The organism is Pseudomonas sp. rhizo25, assembly GCF_031931935.1.
In the GTDB taxonomy this organism is placed as follows: Bacteria; Pseudomonadota; Gammaproteobacteria; order Pseudomonadales; family Pseudomonadaceae; genus Aquipseudomonas; species Aquipseudomonas synxantha.
In genome coordinates, this window is sequence record NZ_JAUJXA010000016.1 from 59,084 (window position 1) to 83,160 (window position 24,077).

The window sequence follows — 24,077 nt, forward strand, 5'->3', positions numbered from 1 at the left end:
GGGCCTTGGCTTGCCTAAGATGGCGCATGCCTACTCATATCATCTTCCTGGTGCTGTTCGCCGCACTGCTGCATGCCAGCTGGAACGCGCTGCTGCGCGGTGGTGCCGACCGGCTATGGTCGATGACGGTCATGTGCATGGCCATTGCCGTCACCTGTGTCATCGCCGCAGCGTTCATGGCACCGCCAGCGATTGAGAGCTGGGGCTACGGGGTGCTTTCGGCGTTGCTGCATGTTGGCTACAACCTGTTCCTGGTGCGCAGCTACCGGGTGGGCGACCTGGGGCAGATCTATCCTATTTCCCGTGGCTCATCGCCGGCACTGATCACCCTGGGGGCTGCGGTATTTGCCGGGGAACGCATTGCGCCCGGCGAGTTGCTGGGGATTGCACTAGTGTCAGGCGGGATTATTTCCCTGGCCTTCAGTGGGCGCCGGCTTTCGGTTCCCAGCCTGCCTTATGCGCTGGGAACTGGTTGTTTCATCGCGGCCTACAGCGTTGTCGACGGTATCGGCGCCAGGCTCTCCGGCGCGCCGCTGGCCTATACCGTATGGATGTGCGCGTTGTGGGGCGTGATGATGCCAGCGGTGTACATCGGCCTGCGCGATGCCCGCAGTTTATTGCGTCTGCGCCCCGGAACCTTGGCCGCGGTGGTCGGCGGGCTGGTGTCTTTGCTGGCCTATGCAATCGTGATCTACGCCATGAACGAAGCGCCGTTGGGCGCGGTCTCGGCATTGCGCGAAACCAGCGTGTTGTTCGCGATGTTGATTGGCTACTTTTTTCTTGGCGAAACCCTTACCGCGCGCAGGGTCCTGGCGTGCGTGGTGATCGCCGGCGGCATCCTCATCATCGGCTGACACAGCCATCTTCTAAGGAGGTATTTTCAATGGTTGACGTTTCGCAGGCACCGCTGATCCTGATCACCGGTGGCAGTCGCGGAGTGGGTGCCGCGACCGCCCGGCTAGCCGCCGCAAAGGGCTATGACGTGGCGATCAGCTACGTGTCCAACGAGCCCGCGGCGCTGGCGGTGGCCGCAGATATCGAAGCAATGGGCCGCAAGGCCCTGGCCGTGCGGGCCGATAGCGCCAACCCCGATCAAGTCGCCGACTTGTTTACCGCCATCGACCGCAGGTTCGGGCGCCTCGACGTACTGGTCAATAATGCCGGCGTGCTGGCGACTCAGTCGCGTCTGGAGGACCTGAGCCTGGAGCGCATGCAGCGCATCTTCGCGGTCAACGCCATCGGCCCGATGCTCTGCGCCCAGCAAGCGGTAAAGCGCATGGCGTATCGGCACAACGGAGCGGGCGGCGTGGTGATCAATATCTCCTCGGCCTCGGCGCGCCTGGGCAGCCCGAATGAATACGTCGACTATGCGGCGTCAAAAGGAGCCCTGGAGACTTTCACCATCGGGTTTGCCAAGGAAGTGGCCCGGGAAGGCATCCGCGTCAACTGTGTTCGCCCCGGGCACATCTACACCGACATGCATGCCAGCGGCGGCGAGCCGGGGCGGGTCGACCGGGTCAAAGACTCGATCCCCATGGGGCGTGGCGGCCAGCCGGAGGAGGTGGCCCGGGCGATTTTGTGGTTGGCCAGTGCCGAGGCGTCATTTGTTACCGGTACGTTTCTCGATGTAACGGGGGGCAAATGAGTCGGCAAGCGATCTGTTGCTCGGTCATTGTGCATCCAGGCGGTCATGAATGACTGCCTGATCAAGCCGATTGGCCTGGATGCGCGGTTGATGTCCTACCAGCACAGCCACAACGGTGAAGAACTCGCGTTGCCGCCCACCCCGGAGCGCCTGACTGCGGCGTCTGACCCGGTACATCTGGTTGACCTTGGTCCACTGGAGTTGTTGATCAGCAGTGAGCCGGTAAAATTTCGGCAAATTCTCAATGAGTTAATCAATAACAATCGTAAGGATCGCCAGCAACTGGGGGTGCTGTTGCAAGCGGGGGATACCGATCAGCTCGTCGAGTTGGCCCATCGGATCAAAGGGGCTGCCCGGGTGGTTAAAGGTGGGCAGTTGGTCGAACGATGTCAGGTTCTGGAAGCGACCTGTGCTGATCCGAATGCATAAACCTAATCGGCCTTCGCCAACAATGGGTTTGGCTTGAGCGCCAGGTCACGCGCAAACGCTTGAGCAAAATAATCCATGACGGTACGCACCAGCGCCGAACGCTTCATATCGCGGTGAGTGACTAACCAGATATCACGCGAAAACCCCGCGCTGTCGTGCTCCAGCCTGATCAACTGCGGATCTGCATCCGCCAAAAAACACGGCAGGCCGGCCACGCCCACGCCTGACCGAGCGGCCACCAGATGGCCGCTGATGTCGCTGAGTTCGCACGCCACGGCTCGCTCGCCTGCGATCTGCAGCAACCATTGTTGCTGGGGCATGTCGGCGAATGCTTTTTCATAAGCGATGAAGGCCCACTGTGCCGGGCTGCAAAGGTGCGCATAGGCGCGGCTGGCGTACAAATCGAAGTCCATCTTTGCAACCCGCCGGGCGACGTTACTCGGCTCCCGTGGCCGCAGGTGCCTGACGGCGATATCCGCCTCGCCACGACTCAACGAGACCTGATGCGCCTGGGCACTGATCGATAACTGAATCTGGGGGTACTGCTGGCGGAAGTCACCTAAACGCGGTGCGATGAAATGCGTTGCCAGTACCGGGGAGGCGCTCAAGGTTACTCGCCCACTCAAGGACACTTGTCGGGATTTGACCTGCCGGGTGATATCAAACGCCGCGCTTTCCATGCGCAGGGCCTGTTCCACGATCAGCACGCCCGCTGCTGTCAGGCGGCAGGATCGAGGCAGGCGCTCGACTAACGGTGTGTGTAATTGGGCTTCAAGCGCGGCGATGCGCCGGCCGACGGTCGCGTGGTCCACCCGCAACTCCCGTGCAGCGCCGGAAAGCGTTCCAGCCTTGGCCACCGCGAGCAGATGGCGCATGTTTTCCCAATCGAACATCGGTGCAAATTCTCACATGAGCAGTGCGCTTGTGTGGAATTTACACCATAGGCGCGGGGGCAATAGTCTTTTTAGGGGTGAACAGCAACTGGATAAACCTGTTTAGGAGCAACAAGAACATGACCCTTGCCATGGCAATGACGCGAACCGGCGGCCCGCAGGTTTTGCAACCGATTGAGATTAACGTCCCAAGCCCCGGGCCCCACGAGGTGTTGGTGGCCCAGTCGGTGATAGGCGTCAACTTTGTGGACACCTACTTTCGCAACGGCCTCTACCCGGTCGCGACGCTGCCGGCCGTGCTCGGCTTCGAAGGCGCCGGCGTGGTGGCCGCTGTCGGCAAGCAGGTCAGCCACCTACGCGACGGTGACCGGGTTGCCTATACAGGCGGGCCGCTCGGCGCATACGCGCAGTTGCGCCTGTTGCCCGCGAGCCGGCTGGTGAAGCTGCCTGACGAGGTGTCTTTCGAGATGGCCGGCAGCTCGATGCTACGCGGGCTTACCGCGCATATGCTGCTGCGCAAAGTGCATATGACCAAGCGCGGTGACTGGATCCTGGTGCACGCGGCAGCAGGCGGGTTGGGGCAGATTGTGGTGCGCTGGGCAAAGCGCCTGGGGGCCAACGTTATTGCTACGGTGGGCTCGGAGGGCAAGGTCGCCATGGCGCGCGCAGCCGGTGCCGATGTGGTGCTGTTGCACACCGATGAGGGCTGGGCAGACGAAACCGTGCGCTTGGCAGAAGCAAAGGGTGTGCACCTTGCAATCGACGGTATCGGCGGCGGCATGCTGAGTCAGTCATTGAGCGTGGTGCGCCCCTTTGGCGTAGTCGCCAGCCTCGGCCAGCCTGCTGGGCCGATCCCGCCGGTGCGCGTGGAAGACCTGGGTTTCAGCCGCTCAATTGCACTGATGCGGCCCAGCTCGCTCCTGTATGCCAATGACCCCCAAGCCTACAAATCCGGTACCGATGAACTGCTGCAGAGGATGTTGGACGGCATGGTCAGCCCCGTCGGTGCGCGTTATCCACTTGTGGAGGCGGCAAGGGCTCACGCAGACCTTGAGGCAGGCAAAACCATGGGGAGTGTGATCCTTGTGGTATGACGTGGCCATCTGACCCCGGTGCCTGGGCGCCGGTCACTCAACGATGCTTGAAAAATGCGGTACGACGTTGGCATCGAGCAGGAAAATGAAGCTGTTTATCAAAGCTGATTCGTTGCGGCTGTTCCAGCTCATATACAAGCCGATTGCCGGATTGGGAGCATCGCTGACCGGCAGGAGCCGGCGAAACACAACCTTGTCGCGCATGACTGACTGGGCAATCAACTCGGGCACCAGGGCAACACCAAAACCACAGGCAACCAGGCCGACCAAGGTGTGCAGCTGTGTGGCTTCTTGCACCACCAGGACAGCGGGTATGTGCTGCGCGCCAGCAACGGCCAGTTTACGGCAACGCGGTGGGTCGAGAACCCTGGTGTTGACTACCCGCTCGATCTTGCCCGGGTAAAAGCCGCCACTGCCGAGCAAGTGGCCCAGCGATGAAGCCAGATCAAGGAGTGCTGAACAGCAGGCGCCAGGTGTCAACCACTACGGACTACTTGTATGCTTGCGCCTGGGCACATAGGGCCGCAGAACGCGCCGGCGTTTGAACGATGGCGAGTGGAAACCGGATTTCCTTAAGGTACTGACGTGAAGCGTGATACTCGCCTTGTGATGCTTTTGCTGTTGGTAATTGGCTGTTCCCTGACCTCCCTGACCATCTGGAAAGTCCTGTCTTCCCGTGAGCGCGCGCTGGCGGAGGTGGACGTGCACGGCCTGAACCTGACCCAGGCACTCACCACCTACACCGAAGGTATCGTGCGGCAAAGCTCGCTGCTGTTGCTCGGGCTGGTCGAGCGCCTGGAAACCGAAGGCAGTGGCCCGGCGCAGATCGAGCGTATAAGTACCCTGATCGGTCGGCAGCAGCCGTTGATGCCGCAACTCAGTGGCATCACCGTCTACGACCATCACGGCCACTGGTTGATGTCGTCCAACCGTCCGATCCCAGTGGGTGCCAACAGCAGCGATCGCGCTTATTTCATTCATCATCGCGATGATCCGAGCCGTGAGCCTTTTATCGGCCCGCCGATCCAGAGTCGTACCAACCACGAGTGGGTGGTGACCATCAGCCGCCGCTTCAATGATGCGTCGGGCAACTTCGCCGGGGTGGTTGCGGTCACCCTGGGGGTGGAAAACTTCCTGCGGGTGTTCGGCAAACTCGATGTAGGCCAGGAGGGCGCGATCGGTTTGTCCTATGCCGATGGCACGCTGTTGGTGCGCTATCCTTTCCGCGAACAGGACATGGGCCGCAACTTTTCCAAGTCGCCTATCTATGCCAAGTACCTTGTCGACCAATCCGTCGGCACCGCCGCCTACACGTCCAGCCTGGACGGTGTGGAGCGGCTCTACGCGTTCCGCAAAAGCGAGACCCTGCCGCTGATCACCACGGTCGCATTGGGCAAGCATGAAGCCCTCGCTGCGTGGCGTATCGAGGCGGCGTTGTCCGCAGTGGTGGTGGTAGGGCTGCTGGGGCTGACAGGGTTGATCGGCTGGTTCCTGATCCTCGATATCCGCCGGCGTACTGCGGCGGAAGAGGCGCTGCGTGTCGTCCAGCAACAGTTGCTCGACTCCAATCGGCAATTGGCGCTATTGGCCAAGAAGGATGCGCTGACCGGCCTGGCAAACCGCCGCTGCTTCGACGAAACCCTGGCCCTGGAAGCGCGCCGAGCGCAGCGCGACGGCACCTCGCTGGCGTTGCTAATGATCGATATCGACTATTTCAAGCGCTACAACGACGCCTGCGGTCACGTTGCGGGGGATGCGTGCTTGCAGTCGGTCAGCACACTGTTGGAGAACTGTGTGCAGCGTCCATCAGACTTGGTGGCGCGCTATGGCGGAGAAGAAATAGCGATCATCATGCCGGCGACCGACAGCGAAGGCGCGACGGTGGTCGCAGAAAGGATCCTTGCGCGACTGCAGCAGGCAAACATCCCCCATCCCGGTAGCCCGTTCGGGCGCGTGAGTGTGAGTATCGGCATTGCGACGGGTACCGGCTCACGGCTGGAGCCAGTATCAGGTTTGATCGAGGCGGCCGATGCCGCGCTTTACGGTGCCAAGGATGCCGGGCGCAATGGGTTTTCCCGGCAGCCCACGGACATTGCTTCGGGCGGCTGAAACGGCCTGTACTTATGTGCTTGCCGGTTCACATCCCAAGTGTCGGCATCGTGAGTTTGCCGCACTCCATGAGCTGGCCGGCTGTGAGTTGTAGCTCGTTTGTGGGTTTCGCCGCGTAGCCAACGATGAAGCCTGCGCTGAGCAGTGAAAGGCAGAAGGCGGCTTTTATCAGGATCATGGGAGGTGGTTCTCACATCAGCTCAAAAGGGTGAACCACAGATTGTGTATTCAAGGAAAGGTTCCTGGGACGCCTGCAGCGCTCCAGCACATCACCTTTTCCAAGTGACCCGTATGTTCGCCCCGTTGTTCGTTGAGTACGATGAACCCGTGTTTCTTGTAAAAGTGCAGGCTGGGTAAATTTTGCGAATACACGCTCAGTTGTAGAACTGATCGGGATTCCATTGCATCTGCGAGCAACCGCCTACCCACGCCGCCGCCCTGATGCGCGGGCGCGACAAACAGCGCCGCCAGGGTGTCTTCATACACGCAACTGAACCCGAAGACTGTTCCATCGGCCTCAAACACGCGTGTCACGGCGCTGGGCAGGTAGACGTCACGCATGGCGCCCAGTTGCTCATGCCAGAACTGGGGGGCGATGAAGTGGTGGGCGAGGATCGATGCTTGCAGCCAGATATCCAGCACCGGTTCAAGGTCAGTGTGTTGAAAGTCGCGAATCATGATGCCTCAACGGTTGAGTGAACAGGCCGAACCCCAGTGTGGCGGCCGACAGTACTGCGCTTGAACGCCCCTGCGGCAGCGATTTTGAGCAACCGCTGGAAATTTGGGCATTGCGCATGGTTGGGTGCAGGGCAGGCGGCGGCGTGACGTAAGCCTCGACTCATGGCCTTCAGTTGTTTGACCGTCGCATCGATCTCGTCGGCCTTGGCCAGCAGTACCGCTCTATCCACATTGGCCTGGCCATTGGGTGACAGCATGGCGTGTATCTCGTCCAGCGACAGGCCACCCGCCTGCCCGAGGGCGATGACCGCCAACTGCTCAACGACCGCTGCTGCGAAATGACGGCGAGCACCGGGCTCGCTGGTCGATGTAATCAGCCCCTTCTTTTCATAAAAACGCAGCGTATGGGCAGGAATGCCCGTGCGTTTGACGACCTCGGTGATATCCATTGGCAGACCATTGACTTGAAGTTGACTTCAACTTCTATGATGCCTGCGCAGGTTGAATGGGTCCATGACTAAGAGGTAGGTATGACAGCGCTGGAAGGGGTTGCACAGGTTGTGTTGTTGGGGGCAGGGGCTACCGTGGTGATGGATATGTGGATGCTGCTGATGAAGGCCATTGGCGTGCCAACGCTGAATTTCGCGTTCGTGGGGCGTTGGGTTGGACATGCGTGCCAAGGCCGTTTCACTCATTCGAGCATCGGGCAGGCGTTACCGGTTCGAGGGGAAGTGGCCCTGGGCTGGATCGCGCATTACGTCACGGGTGTGGTTTTTGCGCTGCTGCTGATGTGGGTTGAAGGGGCTGATTGGTTGCAAGCGCCCACCTTTGTGCCGGCCCTCGTGTTGGGTGTGGTCACCGTGGCTGTCCCGCTGTTGGTGATACAGCCCGCCATGGGCGCGGGATTTGCCTCATCCAAGACGCCTACGCCCGGCAAGAATTGCCTACGCAGCCTGATCAATCATGGGGTGTTTGGCGTGGGACTCTACTTGGCTGCGTGGGTGATCGCCTGGGCGTGATCAGTCATGAATGGATTGTCGATCAGCGAATGAATTTGACGTACACCCGCTCCGGGTCATCTTCGTCAAGGTTCTCGATCTGCCCGCTGGGGACAAACCCGGCCTTGGTCATGAGTGCCTGGGATGCGGTGTTGGAAGCGTTGGTCGAGGCAAAGAGCTTGGGCGTCTTGCAGGCCGCTTCGGCAGCCGCCAGCAGACGCAGGGCCACACCCTGGCGCTGGTGCGCGGGTGACACAACCACCAGCGCGACGAAGCCGTGATCGAAAAAGTCATGGGTGAGCACCAGGTAGCCGGCGCATACGCCAGCGTCGACGGCGACCAGGCATTGCTGGCGAACCACCGCGTCATAGATAAACACGCGACGGCTGGCGTGGGCGGTGGCGTAGGCATCCAGCTCGACCAGGGCATGCACATCATCGGGCATGGCCTGGCGGATCAGCCAATGTGGGGTTATCCAGCCATCTTGCCGATCGGTCACAGTAATGGTGTTGCGTACAGTGGCATGGAGAGGTTCCAGATAATAAGCGTTGGTGAACCTATCATACGGGGTTGCCCACTCTCAATCGGCACACACCAGGGAGGGCTTACGATGGCTTTTGCCCAAGTGCTCGTGGCGTGTGTACTCATGCCCAGTGATGTGCGTCGGCGCTGTGCCAGCGCTGATTGCCTGGTCATGCAACGCTGCTTCCAGCGCTTGAAGATGCCGCGAGAGGATCTTCACCGACCCACTCGGGTTGGCCGGGTCGAACGGGATCCTGCCATTGGCAATCAACACCATGGCCAGTTCCCAGGCGCGTTGTGAGTCGTTCATCAGGCCACCTCCTTGGCACTTTGGCAGGCCATCATCTGGGTGTATGTGTCGTTGTATTGCATGACGGAGCTCCTTGCTAAACGGGACAGATATAGGTGTGACCCGCTCAAGAAGGCTCGGTATCAACTGGGTTGCCGCTGAAATTTCGATCATTTCAACGATTCAGTTCCGCCCAAACCATCTTCTTATTAGATGGTGGCTGGGTTGCCCCGTGAAAGAATGAACCCGCGCGGCCCCACGCACACCTAAAAGGTTATGAACCGGACCCGGGGACAGGGTATGAAGCCGCCAGACCATCGTGACCTGCATAGCCGCAATTACCCGGTCAGCGAGGACATGACCTTGCAACGTAAGGTCTGGCGCTTCGAGCGATGGGGTTGGTATGGGTTGGTAGTGCTAATGGGCTTGACCCTGGCCGGCCTGTTTTCCAAGGGCCCATTGAGCAGTGCCGAGGTACGCAGCGCCGATGGGCAGCTGCGTGTCGAGTACCAGCGCTTCCTGCGCAATGGTGCTACCGATGCACTGGTGATTCATGTGCAAGGCCGGGCGCGTGAGCCCCTTGAAGTGGAGCTCAGTGGCGCGCTGTTGCAGGGCTTCAATGTGCAAATGCTGCAACCCCAGCCACTCAAGGCCAGTACGGCAGGCGATGGCATGAAGATGTGGGTGCTGAGCGACGACGACGGTCATGCGATGCTTCACGTGACCCTCAACAGCGACGGTGTTGGCAGCTTTCAAACCAAGGTGGCGCTGGCATCGGGCGCCTCAGTGGGCCTTTCCCAATTCATTTATCCCTAGGGGCGACCATGGACTCTGTGTTGCGGGCTGCGGCGATTTACCTGGTACTGCTGGTGCTGTTCAAGGTTGCCGGCAGGCGCACGCTGGCTGAACTCACCACCTTTGACCTGGTGCTGTTGATGGTCATCGGCGAGGCCACCCAGCAGGCGCTGCTCGGTGACGATTTTTCGCTGACCAATGCCGTGATGGTGATCGTCACCTTGATTGCCATCGACATTGGCTTCTCGCTGGTCAAGCAGCGCTCAACCTGGTTCGCACGGGTGCTGGATGGTGGGCCGACGGTGCTGGTCGAGGAGGGCCAGGTGCTGCACAAACGCCTCAAGCATGCGCGCCTGGATGAAGGCGACATCCTTGAGGCGGCCCGGTCCACCCAAGGGCTTGTCGAGATCCGGCAGATACGCTTCGCGATTCTGGAGCGCAACGGCAAGATCTCGGTTATCCCCTACGAATAACACCCTGGTTGGCGCTTACTTCCCTTCGCTCGATGGATGCGCATCCATTCTTGATACGCCGCCGTGCGTTGCACATCCGCGAGCTTCTTGGCTTCGGTGAAACGCAGCCAGGTTTTCGCATCGCCGCTGTAGGACTCGATGATTTGATACGCCAAGGTATCGAGCCGATCGGCTTCGAAAAACATCCGGGTGTTCTGCGCTATTTCGTCTTCCCATGCCTGTCCAGGCGTGTAGTCGAGCGTCTGGCTGTTCATTGTGTCAAATCCTCCGCCCACTGGAGTTGCGCCGCACCGCACCAGCGCACATCAGTGATGCCGTATTTTTCCGCCATCGGTTTGGAAACGCGCTTGAGGTTGTTTTGCCCGAACCTCGGTATTACCGCCACACCGGCATCGCAACTTGCCCAATGCCAGGCGTCGGCATTATTCATCTGCGGCGCACGTAAGATGAACGACTTGGGCTTGCCGTGAAGTTGATACTCGATGGTAAACAGTTCGTTGGTTTTCATGAGGCCTCCCTAAACTCATGCTCTACAGATATTTGACGCCAGAAAAAATTCAGAAAAATTGTCGGACACCTCGATAGCTGGCACTTCAGTGGTCAGCGGTCAGTGCCGGTGGGGAGTCTGGGTAGGGTCGTCGATCTGGATAATCGTGCCTTGGCGCCAGGCGTCCGCCCCTGGAGCAATGGCGGGTGCGGCGATATCCGCGCGTACGGCCTTCTTCTGGTTGCTGTCTACGCCCAGGCGCTTATCCCGCTCGGCGACCATTTTCGGGTCGGCCTGGCCGTCGGCGGTAAACCCCATCATCAGTTGCGGCACGCCCAACGGCAGCTGCTTGTGAAGGTCCGTATGCCAGGTGTGCCAGGTCTTGCCATAGGTATGCACGAGTTTCTCCATCAGGGCATGTTCGGCCACTTGTGGAATGCCCGGTGCAACCAACTGGCCTGATTTGACCTCATGCACGTGGCTATGCCACAGCGCCTTCTCCTGCGCGGGCAGGGTGTTGAACAGCTGCTCACTGATGATGTATTCGACACCCATCAGCTTGGCATCCTTGCGGTTGCCGTCGTAGATCACGCACTGGATCACTTCTTCATTGAGGATCGCGCAGTAGTGGTGAGCTTCCATCTGCACATCGGGGTGCCCGTTGTAGAAATGGAAGCCGTCCAGGTAGGCATTCAACGCATCCACCGGCGGGCGCGATTGCAGCACCGCAGCGCCAGCATCCAGGGTGCGCGTAGTGGGCGACTTCGCGTCACCGGGCGCAACCACGTTGGACGGTGAGTTGTTGCTGGCGCAGGCGGTCAGCAAGGCAATGGACAGTGTCAGGCTGAGTTTTTTCATCGTGGATTCCCTCCATGGTCGGTGAGGCTGTACCGAGGGTTAGAAGGCTTGGCCGCGCAGGTGTTCAACCGGATTGGCGAGCGGCTGTCGATAGGCCCCGCGTCGCCGGGGATGCAGCCCAAGTGCTAAAAGTTTTGGAACACTGGTCAGCGAGATGGGTCATTTTTCATAGGTGTTAAATAGCACGACAGCGTTTGGCTCAGGCAAGCCTGTCGAAGTGGATGGCACCTCGGCCCGCGCCGGCTGTGTGGCGATTCCCACGGAAAACACCCATGGCTATGAGGTGATTGTCGACGGTGCGATCCAAGCGTGCGCACAGACCTTGGCCGACTACCTGGCCACGTACTGAACCAGCATCAGGCTCGCATACGACGTGCAGGAGGATAAAACCGTGTCTATCGCCGTTTCCACTATTGACTACCTGAAACAACACGGTATGACCCTTACCACGGCCGAGTCCTGTACAGCGGGGAAAATCATCACCCTGCTGTCGGAAGTCGAGGGCGGTGGGGCGTGTATCGAAAGTGGGTACGTGGTGTATTCCCCTGAAGCCAAGCAGCGTTTGTTGGGCGTGCGTGCGTATACGATTGAGACCTTCAACCTCACCAGTTGCGAGGTCGCCCGTGAGATGGCCGCAGGCGCGATGCACGACAGTCCGGCGGACGTGGCCGTGGCCACCACCGGGCTGCTCGGCCCTGACGACATGGATGGCATTCCAGCCGGGACCATTTGCTTCGCCTGGGCTTATCGGGTGGGGCAGGGGGTGACTATTTTCAGCCGCAAGGAACGCTTTCTGGGTTCCCGTGAGCAGGTGCAGCTTTACGCGGCGGAGCATGCCTTGAAGTGGCTGCCGAATTTCCACCAGCGTGCCCTGGCCGGCGAGCAAGGTTAGCGAAGCCTTATTTGACCGGCTGCGAGGCCCATTCGCCGCCGGCTTTTTCACAGTCGATCTTGGCTTGGACCAGATCATTGGCGGCGTAGTAGTAGGTCACTACGCGGGCATTCTTGGGCAGCAATGCGCCTTCGTGATCCGGTGCCTTGGACGTCGAATGGGGATTGGCCAGGGCCTCCTGGGTCGGCGTGGCCTTGCAACTGGCGACATGGTTGCTGGCACAGGCCGCGACCTTGTTTTTCGTAGTGGGCATCATCTCCTTGTTCTCGTTGCTGCAAGACCAGTCGATGGCTTCAGGCGGCATGCCCTCGTAGCGGTAGCAGGTATGTTGCTCGACCGTCGGCACCTGGTCGCTTTGCCCGCGTGTTACCACATCGCAGGCGTCGGCCAGGGCCGTCGAGGACGTAAGGATGAGTAGCAAGGTGATCGGCAGTCGGACGTTCATAAACCTAATCTCCGCGCTTGCTTGAAAGGGCGAGCAGATGCGCCGCTTCGTAAGCATTGGAAAAGGCCACGAGCACTAAAGTTTGAACAATTTGCGCAGGCCTCGACGAGCGGCTGACCATTCGTCTAAGCCCGCGCCGATTTGTTGAACGCCCGCGCCTTCGTTCCGGACAGATACAGCAAGGGCCGACGAACGTTGCTTTCGTCTGGCGCTCTGGATATCAATCACTCAGCAGCAGGTGAACCATCATGAAGAAGCTCTATATGTGCCTGGGATTGTGCAGCGCGTTCATGCTTCACGGCTGTTTTGACAGTTCCGACAACACCACCAAGGACAACACCAGCGGGACCAAGTCTTCGGTACAGATGCAGGAAGGCAAGGCTGAGGAAAGCAAGTAGAGGCCCCTGGACTAAATGTGGGAGGGGGCTTGCTCCCGATATAGGTGTGTCAGTCTATGCAACTGTGACTGAACTACCGCCATCGGGAGCAAGCCCCCTCCCACAGTTCATACATCACTCAGCGCATATGCAGGATGATCGGGCTGCTACTCGCAGGGTCGGTATGCCCGCGCAATTTACCCACAGCCTTCGCATTGATCGCGCCACCGTTGTTGCCCCAGGTGCCGCGTACATAGCTCAGCACGTCGGCGATTTCTTGATCGGACAGTTGCTCACGAAACGCCGGCATCCGGTAGGCGTCCGGCATCCCGGCCGCCACCACGCGTTGCGAGCCGTTGAGGGTGATGTTGATCGCGGAGGCGTCTTCCTTCGCCAAGGCTGAAGTGGCCCCAGCCAATGGCGGCATCCACTCCGGCTGGCCCTTGCCGTCCAGGCCGTGGCACGAGGCGCAGCGTGTGGCATAGGTATGGGCGCCCGGGTTTTGCGCCGGGGTGTTGGCGACCGCCTGATACTGCCATGGTGAGCCGTCACGCTGCGGGTCGCCGGGCAGTGACTTGAGGTAACGAGCGATGGCGGCCAGGTCCTCGTCCTGCATGAACTGCGTGGAGTTGTTGAACGCTTCGGTCATCGAACCGTAGACCACCGCATGGGCATTACGCCCGGTCTTGAGGAACTGCACGATCTGCGCTTCGCTCCAGCGGCCCAGGCCGGTGTTGTGGTCCTGGCGCAGGCTCGGCGCGTACCAGCCGTCGAGCAGGGCGCCGGCGAGGAACGGCGCGCCGGACTCATCCAGGGCTTTCTCGTTGAAGGCCAGGCCACGGGGTGTATGGCAACTGCCGCAATGGCCGGGACCCTGGACGATATAGGCGCCACGGTTCCACAGTGCATCCTGGCCGGGCTTGGCCGCATAGGTGGCGGTGGGGGCGAACACGCCGTTCCACAAAGCGATGGGCCAGCGCATATTGAGCGGCCAGGGAATGTCACTGGGGATGTTCGCCTGGTTGGCGGGTTGCACGCCTTGCATGAAAAACGCGTACAGCGCCTTCACGTCGTCATCGCTGAGCTTTACATAGGACGGGTAGGGCATGGCCGGGTACAGCCGTCGCCCGCCCGGCGCTACGCCGTGGCGTACGGCGCGGTCGAAGTCGGCCAGGCTATAGGCGCCAATGCCATGCTCGCGGTCGGGGGTGATGTTGGTGGCGTGAATCGCCCCCAGTGGCGTGGCCATTTCCAGGCCACCGGCAAAGGGCTGCTTGCCGGCGAGGCTGTGACAGGCCACGCAGTCACTCACCCGCGCAACGTATTCGCCGCGACTGACCAAGGTGGGCTCGAAACTTGTAGCCTGTTGCTGTTCAAAAGGCGAAGCGGGCTGGCGTGTGACGTACCAGGCCAGCAGGCCTGCGGCGACCACGCAGGGCAGCACCAGCCACCCTGCGGTTCTTGCGAATCGGCGGTTGTTCATCGGCGTTCCCTGTCGGTTAGCTAAAGGTGTAGCGGCTCAATGGCAGACTGCGGATGCGCTGGCCGGTCAACTGCGCCACCGCGTTGGCCACAGCCGGCGCCACCGCGGGCAGCGGCGGTTCGCCGATACCGCCCATCTTTTCGCCACTCTCGACGATCTTCACGTGAACCTGAGCCATACGCGAGGGCGGCAGGATCGGATACAGGTCGTAGTTACGTGCTCGTGGCATACCGTCCACGTACACCGCTTCCTCCAGCAATGTTTGCGACAGGCCCAAGGCCACAGCGCCGCTGACCTGGGCTTGAATGATCGCCGGGTTGACGATGCTGCCCGGGTCGATAGCCTCCCAGATATGGTGGACCTTGACCTGGCCGTTCTCGATCGACACTTCGGCCACTACCGCCGCGTGAGAGCCAAAGGGTGAGGCCATGGCCACCCCGCGAGCACGACGCGTGCCGTCCTCTGCGGTGTAGGGGCCGCGCTTCCAGCCCCCCGATAACTCGCCCACGGCTTGCAGCAAGGTGGTCAACCGGGGGTTGTCACGCAGCAAGTGCAGGCGCAGCTCATACGGGTCGTGGCCGCCTTTGTCCGCCAGCTCATCCAGGAACGCTTCATAGAAAAAGTCGTTGAGGGAGTTACCCACCGAACGCCAGTAGCCAAGCATGGGCGCGCCCTTGACGTAGATCTGCGCGATGCGCTTGTTGGGGATCGCATAGCTCTTGCCCGACAGGCCTTCCAGGGCGGTAGGGTCGATCTGCTCGCCCTGTTTGCCACTGAGGGCTTCAGTGGGGCCTTCGGTGGCGCTGACCGCTTCGATGGCCACCGGCAGGCCTTTGTCATCCAGTGCGGCGCGGAATTTGACCACGGCGACAGGGCGCAGCACATCGCGCAAAAACTCTTCCTCACGACTCCAGATCAGCTTGATCGGGCGGCCGACGGCCTTGGCCAACGCGATGGCCTGTGGGTACGGGTTGGCTGAGTCATACAGGAAATGCCGACCAAAAAAGCCCCCCAGCAGTGGCGAGTGCAGGGTGATTTGCTCGGGGGCCAGGCCCGTGCGCTTGGCGATGTCAGCACGGAACATATCCGGCGCCTGGTTGGGCAGCCACACCTCCAGGGTGCCGTCCGGGTTGAAGCGCGCCAAGGCCGAAGGCGGTTCCAGTTGGGCGTGGTTGAGGTATTGATTATGGTAGGTGGCTTCGACTCGGGTCTTGGCGCCGGCCAGTGCACCGGCCACATCGCCTTCGTTTTCGTCATCGCGGGCCGGGCCTTGCTGGGCGGCAAGGAAGTCGCGGTGCTTGTCGCTGGAAAAGTCTGCCGGCATCGCCCGCACGGTCGAGTCGGCAGAGGCTTCCTGCCATTCAACCTGGATGGCCTCGACCGCACGCTTGGCGTGCCACCAACGTTCGGCCACCACCGCCACCGCGCCGGGCAAGGTGTGAACCGAATGCACGCCCGTCATGGCTTGGACCTGGGCCTGATTGCGCAGGCTGCCCACCGTCATACCCAGGCGCGGCGCGTGCTGGACGGCGGCGTGGAGCATGCCGTCGATTTTCAGATCGATGGTATAGAGCGCCTTGCCAGTGGATTTGTCATAGGCATCCAGGCGTTTTACCGGCTTGCCGATCCAGCGGAACTGGCTCGGGTCGCGCAACGTGATGGTGGCGGGGTCGGGCACCGGCATGTCCAGGGCGCGGCCGGCTAGCTCGCCGTAGCCCACGGAGCGGCCGGACGCGGCGTGTACCACGCGGCCAGGCTGGGTAGTCAGTTCACTCAGCGGTACGCGCAGTTGCTCGGCGCCGGCTTGCATCAGCATGGCGCGGGCGAGGGCGCCGAGGCGGCGCATGGTCGGGTAGCTCATGCGCACCGACATGCTGCCGCCGGTGATGCGCATACCGTTTTCCATCACCACGTAGGCTTCACCGGGCGGGGCCGCTTCGACGATAAACGTGGCGGGGTCGGCATCCAGTTCTTCGCCGATGATCTGTGCCATGGCGGTATGGGTGCCCTGGCCGCCCTCCATGAAGGGGCTGAGCAGGCGCACGCTACCGTCGGGGCGAATCTCCAGGAACGCCGGCACTTGGGTGCCGCGTTCAGCTGCGCCGCCGGTAGCGGCCTGCACGCGGGACACACCGAGGGGCAGGCCGAAGCCGATGACCAGCGCACCCACGGCGGTACTGGCGAGGAAGCGACGACGCGACAGGTTGATCGGCTCGTCCAGCTTAACGCCCGGCAGGATCTCAGACATGTTCATCAGGCGGTCTCCTTCCCGGCAGCCAGGCCATCCATGGCGGCATGGATGGCGTTGTAGGTGCCGCAGCGGCATAGGTTGACCATTGCCGCATCAATCTGCGCTTTGGATGGAGTGGGGGTGTGCTTGAGCAGTGCAGTGGCCGCCATCACTTGCCCGGACTGGCAGTAACCGCATTGCGCTACCTGGTGCTCGACCCAGGCCGAGACCACGCGTTTGCCTACCGCATCGGACTCGATGGCTTCGATGGTGGTGACCTCACGCCCGATCACCCCGGCTACCGGCGTGACGCAGGAGCGCACCAGATTGCCGTCCACCAGCACCGAACAGGCGCCACACTGGGCCAGGCCGCAGCCGTACTTGGTGCCGGTCAGCCCCAGATTGTCGCGGATCACCCACAACAAGGGGGTGTCGGCTTCGGCATCGACTTGATAGGCCTTTTGGTTGATACGTAATTCCATGGCTCACCTGCTGATCAACGGTTGGTGCTGCTGAGTTCTTATAGGAGCGGTGCGACTGTACGTCGCCCATCGTCGAACTCTAGACCACCGCGCAACAGCTATCTATGCAATTGCCTTCAAGTCCAGAGGATCAGGCAAGAATTCAACAGGATTGGGTCACATCCGTCTGTAGGAGTCAGCTTGCTCGCGAAAAACGTCAACGATAACGCGTGTTTCCTGAATAAACGCGGCACCTATGGGTTTTTCGCGAGCAAGCTCGCTCCTACAAGAGCCTTCATCAGCCGTCAGCAAATTGAAACCCGCCTGACAGTTTTTCCTTCAAATACCCCACCAACACCGTCACCGACCTGGGCACATGGGGCGAATAGGGCCGTATCAGGTAAATCTCATCGGCAAACGCACCCTTTAGCGTCCACCCTTTCAACACCTGCACCAACTTGCCGCTGGCTAAAGCGGCCTGGGCACTGAAGTCTGGGAGCAGGGCGATGCCCAGGTGGTTGAGCGCCGCGTCACGCAAGGCTTCGCTGTTGTTGGTAGAAAAGCTGCCGGCGATGGGCACGGTGACGCGCTGGCTGTTTTTACCGACGCGCTCGAAGGTCCAGGCCGGCTGGTCGCTGCCCCGTGGGTAGTAGAGGCAGTTATGCGCGCTGAGATCTGCCGGGGTTCGCGGTTCGCCGTGGTGTTGCAGGTAGTCTCGAGTGGCGACCAATACCGAGGTGGTGTCGCACAGCTTCCACGCCACATGGGTCTCCGGCACCTGGAAACCATGGCGCACCGCCAGGTCGTAACCCTCGGCCGCCAGTGAGCTCAAGGCGTCGGACACATCGAGCTGAATGCGCACCTGCGGATACTGCTGCAAAAAACCGGAAAGATGCGGCACCAGTTGTTGCCGGGCGAACGCCACCGGGGCGGTCAGGCGTACCAGGCCGCGAATTTCGCCGACCGAATCGCGCACCGAGGAGAAGCTGCGGGCGATCTGCGCGTAGGCGCTGCGCACGTCGCGGGTCAATGCCAACCCGGCCTCGGTCAGTCGCACGCTGCGCGTGGTGCGGGTTACCAGGCGCGTGCCGGTGGCTTTCTCCAGGTCGGAGATACGCTGGCTGACCGCGGATTTGCTCACCCCAAGGCGGGCGGCCGCAGCGGTGTAGGTGCCGTGTTCCTCCAGCACCGACAGCCAGTGAATGTGGGTCCACAAGCCTTCGATCTCAACCTTTTCCATGAGTGTATTGTTCGCCTGTCAGGACAATAAGTTCTGGATTCTGCTCTGGTTTGGAACAAATCGAAAGCCTATCGTGTGTTCCAACGCTACCCACCGGGGATCCATTGCCATGACCACCACCATCGAACACTACATCAACGACCAGCGCGTCAGCCGCGATGATCGCTACCAGGACGTCTACAACCCAGCCACCGGCGAAGTGACCGGGCGCGTGGCCCTGGCCAGCCGCCAGACCGTTGCCGAAGCTGTCGATGCCGCCCAGGCTGCATTTACCGGCTGGGCCGACACGCCGCCGATCCGCCGCGCCCGTGTATTGTTCGAATACCTGCACCTGCTGCGCGAACGCAAGGACGACCTGGCGCGCATCATTGTTGCCGAGCATGGCAAGGTCTTCACCGATGCCCAAGGTGAAGTCGACCGTGGCATCGATATCCTCGAATTCGCCTGCGGCATTCCCAACCTGCTCAAGGGCGAGCATTCCGACCAGGTGTCCCGTGGCATGGACAACTGGACGATGCGCCAACCTCTGGGCGTCGTCGCTGGCGTCACGCCGTTCAACTTCCCGGTGATGGTGCCGATGTGGATGTACCCCATCGCCATCGCTGCGGGCAACACCTTCATCCTCAAGCCCAGCCCTACTGACCCGAGTGCCGCGCTGTTCATGGCCGAGCTGCTGCGTGAAGCCGGCTTGCCCAAAGGTGTGTTCAACGTGGTGCAGGGCGACAAGGAGTCGGTGGACGCACTGATCGAACACCCCGACGTCAAGGCCGTGAGTTTTGTCGGCTCCACGCCCATCGCCCAGTACATCTATGAAAGCGGTGCCCGTCACGGCAAGCGCGTGCAGGGCTTGGGCGGGGCGAAGAACCATATGGTGGTGATGCCCGATGCCGATATCGAGCGTACCGTCGACGCGCTGATGGGCGCCGCCTACGGCAGTGCCGGCGAGCGCTGCATGGCGATCTCGGTAGCGGTGCTGGTCGGGGATGTGGGCGATAAAGTCATTGCCGCCTTGACCGAGCGCGCCAAGACGTTGCGCATCACCGATGGCCGCGATTTGAAAGCCGAGATGGGCCCGATCGTGTCGCGGGCGGCGCTGGAGCGTATCAGCGGTTATATCGAGCAGGGCGTACAGGCCGGCGCGCACTTGTTGCTCGATGGCCGTGACTACGTGCCCACCGAGCCTGGCCTGGAAAACGGCTTCTGGCTCGGCGCCACCTTGTTCGACCACGTGACCCGCGACATGAGCATCTACCGCGAAGAAATCTTCGGCCCGGTTCTGGCCTGTGTACGCGTGAATGATTTCGCCGAGGCGGTAAAGCTGGTCAACGACCATGAGTTCGGCAACGGCGTCAGCTGCTTCACCCGCGACGGCAACATCGCCCGCGAATTCGCTCGCCGCATTGAAGTGGGCATGGTCGGCATCAACGTGCCGATCCCGGTGCCGATGGCCTGGCATGGTTTTGGTGGCTGGAAGAAGAGCCTGTTCGGCGACATGCATGCCTATGGCACCGAGGGCGTGCGCTTCTACACCAAGCAGAAGTCGATCATGCAGCGCTGGTCGGAGAGTATCGAGCAAGGCGCGGAATTTGCGATGCCTGTCTCAAAATAAGGTCTCACAGGCACTGTAGATCCAAATGTGGGAGGGGGCTTGCCCCCGATTGCAGAGTGTCAGGCACTGTAAAAGTGGCTGATACACCGCAATCGGGGGCAAGCCCCCTCCCACATTTTTATGTGTGTTGCCCTGAATTGACCTGTAGAGCATAAAAGTCCAGTATGGAATTATAAGTACAAATTCATCGCTACACGTTTTTCTTCACTCTTGCCAAACCAACAACAACCCGCGAGAACCCGATCATGAAGAAACGCCACCTTATCCCCGCCCTGGCCCTGAGCCTGTTTGCCGCAAGCCACTTGCTCGCCGCCGAGAAACCCCTACGTATCGGCATCGAGGCCGCTTACCCGCCGTTCGCCTCAAAGACCGGTGACGGCAAGATCGTCGGTTTCGACTACGACATCGGCAACGCCCTGTGTGCGCAAATGAAGGTCAAGTGTGTGTGGGTTGAAGGTGAGTTCGACGGTCTGATTCCGTCCCTCAAGGTCAAGAAAATCGACATGGCGCTGTCGTCCATGACCATTAATGAAGACCGCAAGAAATCGGTGGATTTCACCCACAAGTATTACTTCACCTCCTCACGCCTGGTGATGAAGGACGGCGCGGTGGTGGATGACCAGTACGCCAGCCTCAAGGGCAAGAACGTCGGCGTGCAGCGCGCCACCACCACCGACCGCTATGCCACCGAGGTGTTCGAACCCAAGGGCATCAACGTCAAGCGCTACAGCAATAATGAAGAAATCTACATGGACCTGGCCGCAGGGCGCCTGGATGCGATCTTTGCCGACACCATCCCCCTGAGCGACTTCCTGGCGATGCCACGCGGCCAGGGCTACGCCTTTGTCGGCCCGGAGCTCAAGGATCCGAAATACGTGGGCGAGGGCGCGGGGATTGCAGTGCGCAAGGGCAATACGGCATTGGTCAGCGAGTTGAATGCGGCCATCGATGGCATTCGAGCCAGTGGCGAATACCAGAAGATTTCGCAGCAGTACTTCAAGACCGATATCTACGGCGACTGAAGGTCACTGCGGCGAACGGGTGTGGCGGGCGTTAACCCTTCAACTCCTTCAAATGCTTGTAGACCGTCGCCCGCCCCATGCCCAGCACATTGGCCACATAGTTGGAGGCGCTCTTGCCCTTGAATGCGCCTTCGGCATGCAGCGCCAGCACCAGTTCACGCTTGTGGTCGCGGGTCAGCAGGTTGAGGCTCAGCTGACGCTCGCGCAGCCAGGCATGCAGGAACGTGTTGATGCGTTCCTGCCAATCATCGCGAAACAATGCATCTGGCTGGGCGATCAGCTTGCTTGGCGACAGGAACAGGTCCAGTGCTGCCTTGGCGGTTTCAAACATCGAGATATTCAGGTTGATACACAACACGGCCAGCCGGCGGCCTTTGTGGTCGTGCAGCACAGTGCTCAGGCTGCGAATTTTCTGACCGTCCCAGTTGAGTTTTTCGTAAGGGCCGATATTCACTTCGCTGACGTCACCGTCCAGCATGTCCTCCAGCGACGAATCATCACCCAAGCTGCGTTTAGACAGGTTGTTGGCGATGTAGTCGACGGTCTGCGTGCGCAAATCATGCAGCACCACTTCCGCATGGGGAAAGAACAGGGTGGCTATCGCATCGGCGATCCCACGGAAGTTCTGCATGACGGTGTCTTGTTCGGCGATGGTCATCAATGGGGCTCCAGGCGGACGGGGGAGAGCATACCAGCGTCCAGGCCGAATCGCGTCAGCGCCTCGGGCAGCGGCGCGCCGCGCACCAGTGCGGCGCTGGCCTGGCCCATGGCGGGCGACGTCTGGATACCATAACCACCCTGTGCTGCCACCCAGAACAGCCCTGGCACCTGCGGGTCAAAACCGCAGAGCAAATCACCGTCGTGCACGAAACTGCGCAGCCCGGCCCAGGTGCGCGTGGGGCGGCGGATGGTCAGGGTGGTGGCCTCTTCAATCTGGTAGATGCCCATGGCGATATCCAGTTCTTCGGGCTGCACGTCCTGGGGCTCCACTGGGTCGGCGTTGGCCGGCGAGCCAAGGAACATGCCGGCATCCGGCTTCATGTAGAAGGCTTCGTCGAGGGCTACCAGCATTGGCCAGCCGTGGCTGTCCAGGCCGTCGGGGCCGGCGAAGATAAAGGCCGAGCGGCGCTTGGGTTGCAGGCCGATGGACGCCGCGCCCGCCAGCCCGCCGATATGGTCGGCCCAGGCGCCGGCGGCATTGATGATGATCGGCGCACGGAAGGTTGCATCCTGTGTACGCACCTGCCAGCAACCGTCGGCATCGCGACTCAGGCCCAGCACATGGCTGTCGGTGCGCACCTCGCCGTGGTTACGGCGTATACCGCGCAGGTAGCCCTGGTGCAGGGCGTCGGTGTCGATGTCGCAGGCGGTGGGGTCATAGATGGCACCGTGGACTTTTTCGCGGCGCAGGATCGGCAGCCGTGCACAGGCTTCGTCGGCACTCAGGCGTTCCACCTGTTCGACGGTAGCCTTGGCGTTCAGGTATTGGCTGTCCAACTCCGCCGGATCGCCGTTAAAGTCGACGGTCATTTCGCCCCGGGGTGTGAGCAGCGGGTGCTCGCAGAAGCCCGCTGGCGGTTGATCGAAAAACGCCCGGCTGGCCAGGGTCAGCGCGCGCACTTGCGGGGTGCCATACGCGGCCGTGTAGAGCGCCGCCGAACGGCCAGTGGAGTGATAGGCCGGGTGGTTTTCGCGCTCCAGCACCAGCACCTTGCTGTGCTGCGACAACCAGAAACCGGTGGATGCGCCGGCAATGCCGCCGCCGATGATGATGAAGTCTGCCTGGTGCATAACAATCTCCGGGTTAGCGTTGCAGTTGGTAGAGGGCATTGGCCAATGCAATGTCTTCCAGGCCCAGGCCGATGGAGCGGAAAAATACAGGCCGATCGTAGTTTGGGCGTTTCGCCATGTCGCTGAGCAATTCGGGCAAGTCACCGAGCACTGCGCGCGCGTCCCAGCCGTGCTGTTCGCTGGCGATCAGCATATCGCCGGCCGCGCCCGGAGTGGTCTGCCGATAGTCGCAGTACACCTGCATCTGGTTGAGGCACGCCGGGGGCACTTCATGGGCTCGCGGTGCATTGGTGCTGATGGAGGTGATCAGCGCGGGCTTGCGCAAGCGCATCGGGTCGATCACCGGGCCAGCCGATGAGGTGCAGAGCATAATCACATCCGCGTCCTCTACAGCGGCATCGCAAGTGTCGGCGAGGGCCAGGCGCGGGTCCAGGCCGGTCAACTGCGCACGGGTGTTGGCGCTGGCACTGCCAAGGCTGGGGGAGTACAGGCGGATGTGCTGCCAGTCGCGCAGGTTCTGCACATAACGCAGGTGCGCCTGGGCGACCTTGCCGCTGCCGATGATCGCCAGGCGCTGCGCTGTCGCCGGGGCCAGGGCGTCCACCGCCAATGCGGTGGTCGCAGCGGTGCGCGCAGTGGTCAGTTCAGAGGCGTCGCACAATAGCAGCGGCTGGCCGCTGTGCATCGACATCAACAGCGTCCACGCCGTCACCAGGGGCCCGTGCTCACGCACGATATAGGGTGAGGTCTTGACCCCATACACCCCGTCCTCGGCCAGCACCCCCAGGTAGTTGATAAAGTCACCGGCACCGTGGGGGAACTCCACCCACTGCTGCGGCGGTTGCACGGCCTGCCCGGCGGCCAGGTCGCAGAACAGCTTGCGCAGGATAAGAGGTACATCGATCTGGGCGAGCAATGCCCGCGCCTGAACTTGATCGATGATGAGGGGGGCATTGGACATGGATGTCTCCAGACAAACTAATTTGTCCATTATGGACATTTAGTTCTTGTACGCAATAACCCCTGGAAAAAATGGAGATCAATGTGGGAGGGGGCTTGCTCCCGATGGCGGTGTGTCAGTCACAAATGTGCTTACTGACACTCCCTCATCGGGAGCAAGCCCCCTCCCACAGTTTTAACCGCGTTTCAGGCAGTGGCTTTTGTGCAGGTCAGGCACTCGATGGAGCGATCCACCGTGGTCTTGGCAATTTCCAGCAAATGCCACACCGCCAGGATCTTCGCGCGCTCGGGGCTTTG

At 61.1% G+C, this 24,077-nt stretch carries 29 protein-coding genes and 3 pseudogenes; 14 read left to right on the forward strand and 18 right to left on the reverse strand.

Annotated elements, in window-relative coordinates; translation table 11 throughout:
• The first annotated feature begins 26 nt into the window (after positions 1 to 26).
• From QZR30_RS24075 to QZR30_RS24085, 3 genes are read left to right on the forward strand one after another with little or no spacing between them, the layout of a single operon-like run.
• Positions 27 to 854, forward strand: coding sequence for a DMT family transporter (locus tag QZR30_RS24075; RefSeq protein ID WP_059396833.1), 828 nt, complete (start codon positions 27 to 29; stop codon positions 852 to 854).
• A 29-nt stretch (positions 855 to 883) separates the two neighbouring features.
• Entirely contained in the window at positions 884 to 1,645 is a 762-nt protein-coding gene (locus QZR30_RS24080) for an SDR family oxidoreductase (protein WP_311904389.1), read from the forward strand.
• A 45-nt stretch (positions 1,646 to 1,690) separates the two neighbouring features.
• Positions 1,691 to 2,074: an Hpt domain-containing protein gene (locus QZR30_RS24085; protein ID WP_311904390.1), complete on the forward strand. Its 384-nt coding sequence runs from the start codon at positions 1,691 to 1,693 to the stop codon at positions 2,072 to 2,074.
• A gap of 2 nt (positions 2,075 to 2,076) precedes the next feature.
• Here QZR30_RS24085 and QZR30_RS24090 read toward each other — a convergent pair whose 3' ends face one another.
• Positions 2,077 to 2,967, reverse strand: a complete 891-nt coding sequence (locus QZR30_RS24090) for a LysR family transcriptional regulator (RefSeq protein WP_056846039.1) — start codon at positions 2,965 to 2,967, stop codon at positions 2,077 to 2,079.
• 119 nt (positions 2,968 to 3,086) lie between these two features.
• Here QZR30_RS24090 and QZR30_RS24095 point away from each other — a divergent pair, with 119 nt between their 5' ends.
• Positions 3,087 to 4,061: a quinone oxidoreductase family protein gene (locus QZR30_RS24095; RefSeq protein WP_056846038.1), complete on the forward strand. Its 975-nt coding sequence runs from the start codon at positions 3,087 to 3,089 to the stop codon at positions 4,059 to 4,061.
• A 33-nt stretch (positions 4,062 to 4,094) separates the two neighbouring features.
• Here the strand turns inward: QZR30_RS24095 and QZR30_RS24100 are convergent, their stop codons facing one another.
• Positions 4,095 to 4,361, reverse strand: coding sequence for a LysR substrate-binding domain-containing protein (locus QZR30_RS24100; protein WP_442967598.1), 267 nt, complete (start codon positions 4,359 to 4,361; stop codon positions 4,095 to 4,097).
• Here QZR30_RS24100 and QZR30_RS24105 point away from each other — a divergent pair.
• Together QZR30_RS24105 and QZR30_RS24110 are read left to right on the forward strand one after the other, a co-directional pair.
• Positions 4,362 to 4,499 (forward strand): annotated as a pseudogene (locus QZR30_RS24105) (short-chain dehydrogenase); the annotation flags it as partial.
• 147 nt (positions 4,500 to 4,646) lie between these two features.
• A complete protein-coding gene (locus QZR30_RS24110; protein WP_311904391.1) occupies positions 4,647 to 6,170 on the forward strand; it encodes a sensor domain-containing diguanylate cyclase in 1,524 nt (507 codons plus the stop codon).
• Between the two features lie 228 nt (positions 6,171 to 6,398).
• Here QZR30_RS24110 and QZR30_RS24115 read toward each other — a convergent pair whose 3' ends face one another.
• Both QZR30_RS24115 and QZR30_RS24120 read right to left on the reverse strand, forming a co-directional pair.
• Entirely contained in the window at positions 6,399 to 6,848 is a 450-nt protein-coding gene (locus tag QZR30_RS24115; protein WP_311904392.1) for an N-acetyltransferase, read from the reverse strand.
• A complete protein-coding gene (locus QZR30_RS24120) occupies positions 6,845 to 7,297 on the reverse strand; it encodes a helix-turn-helix domain-containing protein (RefSeq protein WP_311904394.1) in 453 nt (150 codons plus the stop codon). The genes QZR30_RS24115 and QZR30_RS24120 overlap by 4 nt, the downstream gene beginning before the upstream one ends.
• An 81-nt stretch (positions 7,298 to 7,378) precedes the next feature.
• Here QZR30_RS24120 and QZR30_RS24125 point away from each other — a divergent pair, with 81 nt between their 5' ends.
• Positions 7,379 to 7,867 carry a DUF2938 domain-containing protein gene (locus tag QZR30_RS24125; RefSeq protein WP_059396826.1) on the forward strand — a complete coding sequence of 163 codons (489 nt, stop codon included), beginning with the start codon at positions 7,379 to 7,381 and terminating at the stop codon, positions 7,865 to 7,867.
• 22 nt (positions 7,868 to 7,889) lie between these two features.
• On the opposite strand, the gene QZR30_RS24130 is transcribed toward QZR30_RS24125, so the two are convergent.
• Both QZR30_RS24130 and QZR30_RS24135 read right to left on the reverse strand, forming a co-directional pair.
• On the reverse strand, positions 7,890 to 8,291 hold the full coding sequence (locus tag QZR30_RS24130) for a GNAT family N-acetyltransferase (protein WP_274358517.1): 402 nt from the start codon (positions 8,289 to 8,291) through the stop codon (positions 7,890 to 7,892).
• Positions 8,292 to 8,426: 135 nt separating this feature from the next.
• Positions 8,427 to 8,678 carry a hypothetical protein gene (locus tag QZR30_RS24135; protein ID WP_046072106.1) on the reverse strand — a complete coding sequence of 84 codons (252 nt, stop codon included), beginning with the start codon at positions 8,676 to 8,678 and terminating at the stop codon, positions 8,427 to 8,429.
• A gap of 279 nt (positions 8,679 to 8,957) precedes the next feature.
• Here QZR30_RS24135 and QZR30_RS24140 point away from each other — a divergent pair, with 279 nt between their 5' ends.
• A complete protein-coding gene (locus QZR30_RS24140; protein WP_274358317.1) occupies positions 8,958 to 9,473 on the forward strand; it encodes a hypothetical protein in 516 nt (171 codons plus the stop codon).
• 8 nt (positions 9,474 to 9,481) lie between these two features.
• On the forward strand, positions 9,482 to 9,925 hold the full coding sequence (locus QZR30_RS24145) for a DUF421 domain-containing protein (RefSeq protein WP_046072108.1): 444 nt from the start codon (positions 9,482 to 9,484) through the stop codon (positions 9,923 to 9,925).
• On the opposite strand, the gene QZR30_RS24150 is transcribed toward QZR30_RS24145, so the two are convergent.
• From QZR30_RS24150 to QZR30_RS24160, 3 genes are all read right to left on the reverse strand, one after another.
• The gene (locus QZR30_RS24150; protein WP_274358318.1) at positions 9,916 to 10,179 is read right to left on the reverse strand and encodes a hypothetical protein; all 264 of its coding nucleotides are present in this window, start codon (positions 10,177 to 10,179) and stop codon (positions 9,916 to 9,918) included. The two genes, QZR30_RS24145 and QZR30_RS24150, sit on opposite strands and share 10 nt — an antisense overlap.
• Entirely contained in the window at positions 10,176 to 10,433 is a 258-nt protein-coding gene (locus QZR30_RS24155; protein ID WP_046072110.1) for a DUF6555 family protein, read from the reverse strand. Before QZR30_RS24155 ends, QZR30_RS24150 begins: the two co-directional genes overlap by 4 nt.
• 99 nt (positions 10,434 to 10,532) lie before the next feature.
• A complete protein-coding gene (locus tag QZR30_RS24160) occupies positions 10,533 to 11,270 on the reverse strand; it encodes an OBAP family protein (RefSeq protein WP_311904396.1) in 738 nt (245 codons plus the stop codon).
• Between the two features lie 220 nt (positions 11,271 to 11,490).
• Between QZR30_RS24160 and QZR30_RS24165 the strand changes: the two are divergent.
• Together QZR30_RS24165 and QZR30_RS24170 are read left to right on the forward strand one after the other, a co-directional pair.
• Positions 11,491 to 11,619: pseudogene (locus QZR30_RS24165) on the forward strand (M42 family peptidase); the annotation flags it as partial.
• Between the two features lie 42 nt (positions 11,620 to 11,661).
• Positions 11,662 to 12,162, forward strand: coding sequence for a CinA family protein (locus tag QZR30_RS24170; RefSeq protein WP_056846031.1), 501 nt, complete (start codon positions 11,662 to 11,664; stop codon positions 12,160 to 12,162).
• Between the two features lie 7 nt (positions 12,163 to 12,169).
• Here the strand turns inward: QZR30_RS24170 and QZR30_RS24175 are convergent, their stop codons facing one another.
• Positions 12,170 to 12,607, reverse strand: a complete 438-nt coding sequence (locus QZR30_RS24175) for a hypothetical protein (protein ID WP_057025384.1) — start codon at positions 12,605 to 12,607, stop codon at positions 12,170 to 12,172.
• A gap of 248 nt (positions 12,608 to 12,855) precedes the next feature.
• Between QZR30_RS24175 and QZR30_RS24180 the strand changes: the two genes are divergently transcribed.
• The gene (locus QZR30_RS24180) at positions 12,856 to 13,005 is read left to right on the forward strand and encodes a hypothetical protein (RefSeq protein WP_173664482.1); all 150 of its coding nucleotides are present in this window, start codon (positions 12,856 to 12,858) and stop codon (positions 13,003 to 13,005) included.
• Positions 13,006 to 13,123: 118 nt separating this feature from the next.
• Here QZR30_RS24180 and QZR30_RS24185 read toward each other — a convergent pair whose 3' ends face one another.
• The 4 genes from QZR30_RS24185 to QZR30_RS24200 all read right to left on the reverse strand — a co-directional run bounded on the left by QZR30_RS24185 (position 13,124) and on the right by QZR30_RS24200 (position 18,398).
• Positions 13,124 to 14,467, reverse strand: coding sequence for a c-type cytochrome (locus tag QZR30_RS24185; RefSeq protein WP_311904399.1), 1,344 nt, complete (start codon positions 14,465 to 14,467; stop codon positions 13,124 to 13,126).
• A 16-nt stretch (positions 14,468 to 14,483) separates the two neighbouring features.
• Complete coding sequence (locus QZR30_RS24190) at positions 14,484 to 16,721, reverse strand: xanthine dehydrogenase family protein molybdopterin-binding subunit (protein ID WP_274358322.1); 2,238 nt, start codon at positions 16,719 to 16,721, stop codon at positions 14,484 to 14,486.
• Positions 16,721 to 17,179, reverse strand: coding sequence for a (2Fe-2S)-binding protein (locus QZR30_RS24195; protein ID WP_046072116.1), 459 nt, complete (start codon positions 17,177 to 17,179; stop codon positions 16,721 to 16,723). The genes QZR30_RS24190 and QZR30_RS24195 overlap by 1 nt, the downstream gene beginning before the upstream one ends.
• Positions 17,180 to 17,456: 277 nt before the next feature.
• Positions 17,457 to 18,398, reverse strand: coding sequence for a LysR family transcriptional regulator (locus tag QZR30_RS24200; RefSeq protein ID WP_046072117.1), 942 nt, complete (start codon positions 18,396 to 18,398; stop codon positions 17,457 to 17,459).
• A 109-nt stretch (positions 18,399 to 18,507) separates the two neighbouring features.
• Here QZR30_RS24200 and QZR30_RS24205 point away from each other — a divergent pair, with 109 nt between their 5' ends.
• Positions 18,508 to 20,007, forward strand: a complete 1,500-nt coding sequence (locus tag QZR30_RS24205; protein ID WP_311904401.1) for a CoA-acylating methylmalonate-semialdehyde dehydrogenase — start codon at positions 18,508 to 18,510, stop codon at positions 20,005 to 20,007.
• A gap of 245 nt (positions 20,008 to 20,252) precedes the next feature.
• Entirely contained in the window at positions 20,253 to 21,029 is a 777-nt protein-coding gene (locus QZR30_RS24210) for an ABC transporter substrate-binding protein (RefSeq protein WP_046072119.1), read from the forward strand.
• A 31-nt stretch (positions 21,030 to 21,060) separates the two neighbouring features.
• Here the strand turns inward: QZR30_RS24210 and QZR30_RS24215 are convergent, their stop codons facing one another.
• The 4 genes and pseudogenes from QZR30_RS24215 to QZR30_RS28110 form a co-directional block, all read right to left on the reverse strand.
• Entirely contained in the window at positions 21,061 to 21,687 is a 627-nt protein-coding gene (locus tag QZR30_RS24215) for a helix-turn-helix transcriptional regulator (RefSeq protein ID WP_046072120.1), read from the reverse strand.
• Complete coding sequence (locus QZR30_RS24220) at positions 21,687 to 22,820, reverse strand: NAD(P)/FAD-dependent oxidoreductase (protein ID WP_046072121.1); 1,134 nt, start codon at positions 22,818 to 22,820, stop codon at positions 21,687 to 21,689. The genes QZR30_RS24215 and QZR30_RS24220 overlap by 1 nt, the downstream gene beginning before the upstream one ends.
• 13 nt (positions 22,821 to 22,833) lie before the next feature.
• Entirely contained in the window at positions 22,834 to 23,781 is a 948-nt protein-coding gene (locus QZR30_RS24225; RefSeq protein WP_311904403.1) for an ornithine cyclodeaminase family protein, read from the reverse strand.
• A gap of 185 nt (positions 23,782 to 23,966) precedes the next feature.
• Positions 23,967 to 24,077, reverse strand: a pseudogene (locus QZR30_RS28110) (DUF6124 family protein); the annotation flags it as partial.